This is a genomic window from Mesorhizobium sp. M1A.F.Ca.IN.020.06.1.1 (assembly GCF_004023265.1).
In the GTDB taxonomy this organism is placed as follows: domain Bacteria; phylum Pseudomonadota; class Alphaproteobacteria; order Rhizobiales; family Rhizobiaceae; genus Mesorhizobium.
Genome location: NZ_RZSR01000099.1, coordinates 1 through 9934, shown reverse-complemented (window position 1 = coordinate 9934; position 9934 = coordinate 1). Strand labels below are relative to the sequence as shown.

The following is a 9934-nucleotide window of genomic DNA, read 5'->3' as shown; positions in this document are numbered from 1 at the left end:
GCTACGGACGGCGCCACGCCGTCGGCCGACCGCTTTGCCGCGCTCGACGCGTTGCGTCGCAGGGTGGCCATCCAGTCTTGCGCCGATGCCGGCGAGGGGGCCAAGGCGCGGCGCGTCCTGTTTTCATTGGACCTGCCGGCCATCGATCTGCGTACCGCGCTCGACGCGCTCGACAATTTCGAGCGCGCCATCGTCGAGCATGACGACCGGCCGGTCGTCGCTGCGCGACGGCTGAGATGCCTCGCGGTCCTGGACGGCATCGTCGGCGGCTGAAAAGGCGCATGGTCAAGGCGGTTCCGAGACAACCGCGCAGCGGTTTTCCGGAATCCGGGAGGAGCGGTATTCCAGAGCGGAGCTGCGCCGCCGGCCTATCGGTCATTGCGTAGGCGAAGTCTGGGATTGTTTTCCAGGATAAATTTGGATCAGCAGGTGTTTCGTCGCGTCCGCCTCTGGCCTGCCGGTCATCTCCCCCACTTGGGCGGAGATTGGCAGCGTCGGCGCCGCGCTTGCCGGGTCGGTTAAGGGGAGCACTGCAGCCGTCTCGCCCTCAAACAGCACCACCTGCGTCGCCAGCGCGGCGGTCGTGGCGACCTGGAAGAAGATGAAGGCGAGGGCGAAATAGCGGATCACGGGGCTCAGAACGCTTCGGCCGGCAACTGGTTCCCTGATTGGGCTCGGGACCGGTGCCCGGAACACGGCGAGCCGTCCTCCAGGCCTGGCTCTTGCGAAGCGCCGACGTCCGGTGCAAAAGCCCGCCCATGCTTATCATCAACGACCTCTCGCTGCGCATGGCGGGGCGCCTGCTTCTCGATCATGCCTCGCTGACCCTGCCGGCCGGCACCAAGGCCGGTCTCGTCGGCCGCAATGGCACCGGCAAGACGACACTGTTCAAGGCAATCACCGGCGATTTCCCCTCCGAGACCGGCTCGATCAGCCTGCCGAAAAACACCCGCATCGGCCAGGTCGCACAGGAAGCGCCGGGCACCGAGGAGCCGCTGATCGACATCGTGCTGAAAGCCGATGTCGAGCGGCAGGCCTTGCTGGAAGAGGAGAAGACCGCGACCGATCCGCACCGCATCGCGGAAATCCACACACGGCTCGCCGACATCGATGCGCATTCGGCCGAATCCCGCGCCGCCACCATCCTTGCCGGCCTCGGCTTCGACGATGCGGCGCAGAAGCGCCCGGCTTCGTCCTTCTCCGGCGGCTGGCGCATGCGCGTGGCCTTGGCCGCCGTGCTGTTCTCCGAACCCGATCTTCTGTTGCTCGACGAGCCGACCAACTATCTCGACCTCGAAGGCACGCTCTGGCTCGAGAACTATGTCGCAAAGTATCCGCACACGGTTTTGCTCATCTCGCACGATCGCGACCTGCTCAACCGCGCGGTCAATTCGATCGTCCATCTCGACCAGAAGAAGCTGACCTTCTGGCGCGGCGGCTACGACCAGTTCGAGCGCCAGCTCACCGAGCAGCGCGAGCTGCAGGAAAAGAGCCGCGTCAAGCAGGAAGCGCAGCGCAAGCATATGGAATCCTTCGTCGAGCGTTTTCGCGCCAAGGCCTCGAAGGCCAGGCAGGCGCAATCGCGGCTGAAGGCGCTGGAGAAGATGAAGCCGATCGCCGCGGTGGTGAACGACACGGTGCGGCCGTTCTCCTTCCCCGAGCCGGTGAAGACGGTGGCCTCGCCGATCGTGGCGCTCAACGGCGTCAATGTCGGCTACACCGAGGGCAATCCGGTGCTGAAGAAGATGACGCTGCGCATCGATGCCGACGATCGCATCGCGCTGCTCGGCGCCAACGGCAACGGCAAATCGACGTTCGCCAAGATGCTCGCCGGCCGCCTCAAAGCCGAGACCGGCACGATGACGGTGGCGCCGGGCCTGAAGGTGGCGATCTTCGCGCAGCACCAGCTCGACGATCTGCGTCCCGAGGAAAGCGCCTATGAGCATGTGCGCCGGCTGATGCCCGATGCGCCGGAAGCCAAGGTGCGCGCCCGCGTTGCGCAGTTCGGGCTCTCGACCGAGAAGATGAATACCGCGGCGAGAGATCTGTCCGGTGGCGAGAAGGCGCGTCTCCTGATGGGGCTCTCGGCCTTCGAGGGGCCGAACCTCTTCATCTTCGACGAGCCCACCAACCACCTCGACATCGACAGCCGTGAATCGCTGATCCATGCGCTCAACGATTTTTCAGGCGCGGTGATCCTCATCTCGCACGACCGGCATCTGCTCGAGGCCACCGCCGATCGCCTCTGGTTGGTCAAGGACGGCGCGGTCAATCCTTATGACGGCGACCTGGAGGATTACAAAACGCTGGTCACCGGCGTTTCCTCCAATCGCCGCGAGCAGAAGGAGGCAGACAGGGCATCCAAGGCCGACCGTCGCCGCGAGGCCGCCGCCCGGCGCTCGGCGCTCGAGCCTCTAGCCAAGGAGATCCGCGCCACCGAGGCGCTGATGGACCGCATCCGCAAGCGCATCGACCTGATCGAGGACGAGCTCGCCAATCCGGCGATCTACGAGAAGGACCCCTCGACCGCGACGCGGCTGGCCAAGGAGCGCTCGCAGCTTGCCCACACACTTGCCCTCAACGAGGACAAGTGGCTGACGATGTCGGCGGAATATGAGGAGGGGATCGCGGAGTAGGGCGGTTCCCCTTCTCCCCTTGTGGGAGAAGGTGGATCGGCGCGAAGCGCCGAGACGGATGAGGGGTGTTGGATGGAGTGACGCGCCGAACAACAGGCGGCTTCGATCGCCCATTTCTTTGTCGTAGCGATCCTTCCAACACCCCTCATCCGACCGAGCTTCGCTCGGCCACCTTCTCCCACAAGGGGAGAAGGAGGAGCCCCATCTGGCCCTACACCTCTCCCGCAAAACCCGCTACACACCCTGGCATGAACCAGCACGCCAAGCTCGGGATCGGCCATTCGGCCTGTCCGCATGACTGTCCTTCCACCTGCGCGCTCGAGGTGGAGCTGCTCGACAATAACCGCATCGGCCGCGTCCACGGCGCGAAAGCGAACAGCTACACGGCAGGAGTCGTTTGCGCCAAGGTCGCGCGATATGCGGACCGCGTCCATCACCCCGACCGGCTGCTGAAGCCGCTGGTGCGCGCGGGCGGCAAGGGGGAGGGCGCCTGGAAGGAAGCCAGTTGGGAAGCGGCGCTCGACCTCGTCGCCGAGAAGTTCATCGCGGCCGAAGAGAAATACGGCTCGGAGACGGTCTGGCCCTATTTTTACGCCGGTACGATGGGATTGGTGCAGCGCGACGGTATCGAGCGGCTGCGGCACGCGAAGAGATATTCGGGCTTCTTCGGCTCGATCTGCACCAATCTCGCCTGGACCGGCTGGATGATGGGAGCGGGCGCTCTGCGCGGCCCCGATCCGCGTGAGATGGCGAAGTCCGACTGCGTGGTGATCTGGGGCACCAATGCCGTTGTTACCCAGGTCAACGTCATGACCCATGCGACGAGGGCGCGAAAAGAGCGCGGCGCCAAGATCGTCGCCATCGACATCTACGACAACGCCACCATGAAGCAGGCCGATCTCGGCCTGGTGCTCAAACCCGGCACCGACGGCGCGCTGGCTTGCGCGGTCATGCATGTCTTGTTCCGCGACGGCATGGCCGACCGCGCCTATCTGGAAAAATACACCGACGATCCGCGCGGGCTGCAAGAACATCTGAGGACGCGCACGCCCGAATGGGCGGCGGCAATCACGGGTCTGACAGTCACCGAGATCGAGACCTTCGCGCATCTGGTCGGCACAACGAAGAAGACCTACTTCCGCCTCGGCTACGGTTTTGCGCGCCAGCGCAACGGCTCGGTCAATATGCATGCCGCCTCATGCATCGCGGCGGTTACCGGCGCCTGGCAATATGAGGGAGGCGGCGCCTTTCACTCCAATTCCGGCATCTTCAAGCTGAATCAGGATGTGCTCGAAGGCACCGCGATGCGCGACCCGAAGGTGCGCTATCTCGACCATTCGCGCATCGGCCCGGTGCTGACCGGTGCCGAGGATGCGCTTTATGGCGGTCCGCCGGTGACGGCGATGCTGATCCAGAACACCAATCCCGCCAATGTCGCGCCCGAGCAGCGGCTGGTCAGAAAAGGTTTCCTGCGGGAGGACCTGTTCACCTGCGTGCACGAGCAGTTCATGACCGATACGGCCAAGCTCGCCGACGTCGTGCTGCCGGCGACGATGTTTCTGGAACATGACGACATCTACAAGGGTGGCGGCAACCAGCACATCACGCTCGGCCCCAAGCTGATCGAGCCGCCGGAGGGGCCGCGCACCAACCACTACCTCAATGAGGAGCTCGGCAAACGGCTGGGCGTCGGCGACCGGCCGGGCTTTGGCCTGACCGAGAAAGAACATATCGACATCATCCTCGGCAAGCGCGGGCTAGGCAGCTTCGACAGCCTGAAGGAACAGAAGTGGGTCGACCTGCAACCCGATTTCGACGACGCGCATTTCATCAACGGCTTCGGCCATGCCGACAAGAAATTCCACTTCCGGCCCAATTGGACCGGGCAGTCAGCGCCCAACCGGCCGCCGAAGAGCATGGGCTTGTTCGGACCGGTCGAGCGTCTGCCCCAATTCCCCGACCATGTCGAGCTGATCGAGGTCGCGGACGAAGAGCATCCGTTCCGGCTGGCAACTTCGCCGGCGCGCAACTTCCTCAATTCCAGTTTTGCCGAGACGCCGGTGTCGAAAGCCAAGGAAGGCAGGCCGGAGCTTTTGCTGCACCCGGAAGATGCCGCGGCGCTTGGCATCGAGGACGGCGGCCGCGTTGAGATCGGCAACCGGCGCGGCGACGTGGTGCTGCATGCCAGGTTCTTCGACGGCGTGAAGCGCGGCGTGGTGATTGCGGAAGGCATCTGGCCGAACAGTGCGCATGAGCGCGGCGAAGGCATCAACGTGCTGACCGGTGCCGACGCCCCGGCGCCGTATGGCGGTGCTGCCCTCCACGACAACAAGGTCTGGCTCAGGGCGCTGTGATGGTCTGTGGCGCGAGCTCGGCAGGTCACATGCCCGGGAGATTAGCCGAAAACGCCCGTTGCTTCGTCATCCAAGGACGGAGCAAGGAGCGAAGCGACGGGCGAGGTGTCCCTTGCCGCAACAGCCATTGAAAATAGCCATCGCCGGCGCGCTCGGCCGCATGGGCCGGGAGATGACGGAGGCGGTGCAGGTCGATCCGCGGCTGGAGCTTGTCGCCCGCTTCCATCGACCGGGCAGCACGGGCGAGGGGCTGGTCGCGCGCGACGCGGCGCTGGCGCTTGCCGACGTCGTCATCGACTTTACCACGCCGGCGGCGTCAGTCGAACTAGCAAAGGCATGCGCGGCGCGCGGCGGTCCGGCGCTGGTGATCGGCTCCACCGGCTTAGATGGTTCCGAGCTGGAGACGATCGCCGACGCGGCGAAGACGATCGCGATCGTGCGCTCCGGCAGTTACTCGCTGGGTCTCAACATGCTGACCGGGCTGGTGGAGCAGGCGGCGCGGGCGCTTGGGGCTGACGATTGCGACATCGATATCCTGGAAGCGCACCACCGTTTCAAGGTCGATGCGCCGTCCGGAACGGCGCTGATGTTGGGCGAGGCGGCGGCGCGCGGACGCGGCGTCAGGCTGGACGAAGTGGCGCGGCGCGCTCGAAATGGGATTGTCGGCACACGCCCTGCCGGCGAGATCGGCTTCGCCGTGCTGCGCGGCGGCAGCATCATCGGCGAGCATTCCGTCAGCTTCCTCGCCGAGGGCGAGGCGCTGACGCTCTCGCACTCGGCTGGCGACCGCTCGATGTTTGCTCGCGGCGCCATCGCGGCGGCACTCTGGGTGGCCGGACAGTGTCCAGGCGAATACGGCATGCACGATGTGCTTGGCTTCGCCGCTTCGTGACCAGCGATAGCTGCGGAATTCGCTCTTTCGGCCGCTAAAATGACTGAAAGCCAGCTGAAAGCTTGGGCATGCCATGACATTTTTGCGGCGTTCGCCGCGGGATCGGTCCGGGAGCGGGCCGGCAAGGAGGAAATGCGGCGTGGCCTGGTGGCACGCCGCCCAGGTGGAGGAAGTTACGTGACCGGTTTCATCTCGAAGTGCGTCTTGCGTTCGGCGGCGCTTTCGTTTGCCATCGTCGCCGCGGGCGCCACGGCGGCATCGGCTGCCGACAAGATCACTATCATCGTCGGCGGCATGGAAAAGCAGATCTACCTGCCGGCCGTGCTCACCCAGCAGCTCGGCTACTTCAAGGATGAGGGGCTCGATGTCGAGCTGGTCAACTCCCGCGCCGGCGTCGAGGCCGAGAATGAGTTGCTGGCCGGTGCCGTGCAGGGCGTCGTCGGCTTCTATGATCACACCGTCGACTTGCAGTCGAAGGGCAAATACATCCAGTCGATCGTCCAGTTCAGCCAGGCGCCGGGCGAGGTCGAGCTGGTTTCGGCCAAGCATCCGGAAATCAAATCGCCGGCCGACTTCAAGGGCGCCACGCTCGGCGTCACCGGTCTTGGCTCCTCGACCGATTTCCTGACGCAGTATCTCGCCGTGCGCAACGGCCTGAAGCCGGGCGACTACACGCTGCTGCCGGTGGGCGCCGGCAACACTTTCATCGCCGCCGTCAAGCAGGACCAGATCCAGGCCGGCATGACCACCGAGCCGACCATCGCCAAGCTGCTTCAGACCGGCGAGGCCAACGTGCTGGTCGATATGCGCACGCCCGAAAAGACCAGGGAAGCGCTGGGCGGCGACTATCCGGCGGCATCCTTCTATGTCCAGTCCGCCTGGATCGAGAGCCATAAGGACGAGGCGCAGAAGCTCGCCAACGCTTTCGTCAAGACGATGAAGTATATCGCCAGCCATTCGGCCGAAGAGATCGCGGACCAGATGCCGAAGGATTATTACGCCGGCAACAAGGACCTCTATGTGCAAGGGTTGGCCGGCGGCAAGGCGATGTTCACGCCTGACGGCCGCATGCCCGCCGATGGCCCGGAGACGGTGCTGAAGGTGCTGTCGACCTTCTCGAAGAGCTTGCAGGGCAAGCAGATCGATCTGTCGAAGACCTATACCACGGCATTCGTCGACGCCGCCAAGTAGCGCCGACAGGGAGCCGGGCCTGCCGGCTCGGTCGTTGAAGAACAACAAGTTGCGCCGCTTGTCTGAATTCGGCAGCGGCGCCTTTCCGGATACCGAGGCGCGGCGGGCCCATGGGCTCGAGCCCCAGCCATCCTCGCACCATCGCTACAGGAGTGTGCCATGCAGTTGCAAACCATGGCGGCCGAGAAATTGTCTCCGGCCGCGGCGCCGGCCGATGCCGCGATCGCCATCGACGATGTGACGCTGCGCTTCGTCACCCCCGACGGCCACATGATGACGGCCATCCGCGATTTCACCATGACGGTGGCGCGCGGCGAGTTCGCCTGCGTCGTCGGGCCGACCGGCTGCGGCAAGTCGACGACGCTCAACCTCGTCACCGGGCTGCTCAGGCCGACGACCGGCAATGTCCGCGTCATGGGCAATCCCGTAACCGAGATCAGCCGCGACATCGGTTTCGTCTTCCAGGCGGACGCGCTGTTTCCGTGGCGCAGCGTGATCGACAATGTCGCCGCCGGCCCGCTCTATCGCGGCACGCCGAAGGCGCAAGCCTATGACCGGGCGCGCGACTGGATCGCACGCGTCGGCCTTGCGCGTTTCGAGAAACACTATCCGCACCAGCTCTCTGGCGGCATGCGCAAGCGGGTCGCGCTAGCGCAAACCTTCATCAACCAGCCGAAGATCCTGCTGATGGACGAGCCGTTCAGCGCGCTCGATATGCAGACCCGCACCGCCATGCAGGACGAGCTGCTCGGCCTCTGGTCGGAGCTCAAATCCTCCGTCGTCTTCGTCACTCACGATCTCGAGGAGGCGGTGGCGCTGGCCGACAAGGTCTATGTGCTCACCGCCGGGCCGGGCACGGTGAAGAGCGTCTATCGCATCGACCTGCCGCGCCCGCGTGTCATGGCCGACATCCGCTACGATCCGAAATTCATCGAGATCGCCAAGGTGATTTGGAACGACCTGCGCGAGGAAGTGCAGCTCGGCCAGAGCCGCGGCCTGCAGACCGGCCATTGAAAGGAGACTTGCCATGACCGCCATCTCTCCAGCCTCTCACCAAGCCGCCCGCGCGACCTCGATCGTCGCCGCGGAAGCCCGGGCGAGGGCGCGGCTGCGCCGCCGCCATGCCTTGGTTATCGGCCTGCGGCTCGCCATCCTGATCGTCTTCCTCGCTCTTTGGGAACTTGGCGCCGATCACGGCGTCATCGATCCGTTCTTCTTCTCAAGCCCCTCCGGCATCTGGGAGCAGATCTGGTCCTGGGTCACCGAGGGCACCTCGCAGGGGCCGCTCTGGCTGCAGATCTATGTGACGCTCGAGGAAACCTTCCTCGGCTTCGCCATCGGCGCCGTCGGCGGCATCGCCGCCGGCATCATCCTTGGCCGCAACAAGCTCCTGGCGGATGTCTTCTCGATCTACATCAAGATCGCCAACTCGGTGCCGCGCGTCGTGCTGGGCTCGGTCTTCATCATTGCGCTCGGCCTCGGCATGGCCTCGAAGGTGGCGCTGGCCGTCGTCATGGTGTTCTTCGTGGTCTTCGCCAACGCCTTCCAGGGCGTGCGCGAGGCCGACAGGGCGATGATCGCCAACGCCCAGATCCTCGGCGCCTCGCCCTACCAGATCACCACCACAGTCATCATCCCATCGGCCATGAGCTGGATCCTGGCGAGCCTGCATGTCAGCTTTGGCTTCGCGCTGGTCGGCGCCGTGGTCGGCGAGTTCCTCGGCGCCAAGCAGGGCATGGGCTTGCTGATCTCGACCGCCCAGGGCGCGTTCAACGCCAATGGCGTCTTCGCCGCCATGATTATCCTGGCGGTGATGGCGCTGGTGGTGGAGTTCATCATCACCCGTTTCGAGAACTACGTCGTCAAATGGCGTCCGGCGCCGTTCAACGAGCAGGGGGCCTGACCGCTCCAGTCGGCCTGTCCTGGGGCGCGGCGAGCGGCAGCCGGACCTCGACCCTGAGCCCGCTGCCGGCGGCCCCGCCAAGCGCAACGCTGCCGCCGGCATTCTCGACCACCTCGCGTACGATCGCGAGTCCGAGCCCGCTGCCTTCCTCGGCAGCACCGGCAATGCGGTAGAAGCGCTCGAAGACCTGCTCGCGCTCTTCGGCCGGAATGCCGGGACCGGTGTCGGTGACCGTCAGCACGCCCTCGCGACCGATCGCGGCCAGCTGGACGGTCACCGTGCCGCCGGCTGGCGTGTAGCGCAGCGCGTTGTCGACCAGGTTGACGATCATCTCGCGCAGCATGGTGCCCTCGCCGATGACGGGAACAGGTCCGGCTTCCTCGAGCCCAAGATCGATGTTGCGCTCGACGGCCTTCGGCGCATGTGTTTCCAGCACCTCGCGGGCGGCTTCGGTGAGGTCGATGCGGTCGGCACGCGGCCGGCGGCTGCCCGGCTCGGCGCGCGACAGCGTAAGCAGCTGTTCGGCCAGCCGCGCCAGCCGGCCGGAGCCTGCCTGTAGAGCCACCAGCGCCTCCTCGCGCCGGTCGGCGGCGCTTTCGCGCAGCACATAGCTCGCCTGTGTCGACATGAGCGCCAGCGGCGTACGCAGCTGGTGCGCGGCATTGGCGATGAAGCGGCGCTGCGCCGCCATCTGCGCCCGCACGCGCTCCATATAGGCGTTGAGCGCGTCGATCAGCGGCCGGATCTCGCTTTGCGCGCCCGGCACCTCGACCGGGTCGAGATCGCTGCGATCCGGCGAGCGCACCGTATCGCGCAGGCGCATCAGCGGCGCCAGCCCGCGGCGCAGGCCAAGCAGCACGAAGAGGCCGGCGATCGCCACCAGCGCCAGCTGCTGGGCAAAGGCGCTGAACCACAGCCGCTGCACCATCGCGTCATGGCCGGCGAGCGTGACGCCCAC

At 65.6% G+C, this 9934-nt stretch carries 9 protein-coding genes; 7 read left to right on the top strand and 2 right to left on the bottom strand.

The annotated features are described in order from the left end of the window. Positions 1 to 273 (top strand): hypothetical protein (locus EOA60_RS37410; RefSeq protein ID WP_164899210.1); only part of this gene is annotated, 273 nt, incomplete at its 5' end. A 102-nt stretch (positions 274 to 375) separates the two neighbouring features. Here EOA60_RS37410 and EOA60_RS07060 read toward each other — a convergent pair. Next, positions 376 to 630 (bottom strand): hypothetical protein, encoded by a 255-nt coding sequence (locus EOA60_RS07060; protein WP_095779140.1) that lies wholly within the window; start codon positions 628 to 630, stop codon positions 376 to 378. Between the two features lie 128 nt (positions 631 to 758). On the opposite strand from EOA60_RS07060, the gene EOA60_RS07055 reads away from it, so the two are divergent. The 6 genes from EOA60_RS07055 (at position 759) to EOA60_RS07030 (ending at position 8976) form a co-directional block, all read left to right on the top strand. Then, complete coding sequence (locus EOA60_RS07055; protein WP_128311187.1) at positions 759 to 2636, top strand: ABC-F family ATP-binding cassette domain-containing protein; 1878 nt, start codon at positions 759 to 761, stop codon at positions 2634 to 2636. Positions 2637 to 2884: 248 nt separating this feature from the next. After that, on the top strand, positions 2885 to 4990 hold the full coding sequence (locus EOA60_RS07050; RefSeq protein WP_095826470.1) for a molybdopterin oxidoreductase family protein: 2106 nt from the start codon (positions 2885 to 2887) through the stop codon (positions 4988 to 4990). Between the two features lie 112 nt (positions 4991 to 5102). Further along, positions 5103 to 5882 (top strand): 4-hydroxy-tetrahydrodipicolinate reductase, encoded by a 780-nt coding sequence (dapB, locus tag EOA60_RS07045; RefSeq protein WP_067330434.1) that lies wholly within the window; start codon positions 5103 to 5105, stop codon positions 5880 to 5882. A 204-nt stretch (positions 5883 to 6086) separates the two neighbouring features. Further along, positions 6087 to 7073: an ABC transporter substrate-binding protein gene (locus EOA60_RS07040; RefSeq protein WP_245459230.1), complete on the top strand. Its 987-nt coding sequence runs from the start codon at positions 6087 to 6089 to the stop codon at positions 7071 to 7073. Between the two features lie 159 nt (positions 7074 to 7232). Continuing rightward, positions 7233 to 8087 (top strand): ABC transporter ATP-binding protein, encoded by an 855-nt coding sequence (locus tag EOA60_RS07035; protein WP_095784161.1) that lies wholly within the window; start codon positions 7233 to 7235, stop codon positions 8085 to 8087. Positions 8088 to 8100: 13 nt separating this feature from the next. Continuing rightward, positions 8101 to 8976 carry an ABC transporter permease gene (locus EOA60_RS07030; protein ID WP_095826471.1) on the top strand — a complete coding sequence of 292 codons (876 nt, stop codon included), beginning with the start codon at positions 8101 to 8103 and terminating at the stop codon, positions 8974 to 8976. Here EOA60_RS07030 and EOA60_RS07025 read toward each other — a convergent pair. Beyond that, positions 8957 to 9934: ATP-binding protein (locus tag EOA60_RS07025; protein ID WP_128311184.1), on the bottom strand; the 978-nt coding region annotated here is incomplete at its 5' end. The two genes, EOA60_RS07030 and EOA60_RS07025, sit on opposite strands and share 20 nt — an antisense overlap.

Excerpts from the sequence above, each read along its gene's own strand:
- EOA60_RS07055 (WP_128311187.1), top strand. The coding sequence starts at position 759 with ATGCTTATCATCAACGACCTCTCGCTGCGCATGGCGGGGCGCCTGCTT.
- EOA60_RS07050 (WP_095826470.1), top strand. The coding sequence starts at position 2,885 with ATGAACCAGCACGCCAAGCTCGGGATCGGCCATTCGGCCTGTCCGCAT.
- EOA60_RS07030 (WP_095826471.1), top strand. The coding sequence starts at position 8,101 with ATGACCGCCATCTCTCCAGCCTCTCACCAAGCCGCCCGCGCGACCTCG.
- EOA60_RS07035 (WP_095784161.1), top strand. The coding sequence starts at position 7,233 with ATGCAGTTGCAAACCATGGCGGCCGAGAAATTGTCTCCGGCCGCGGCG.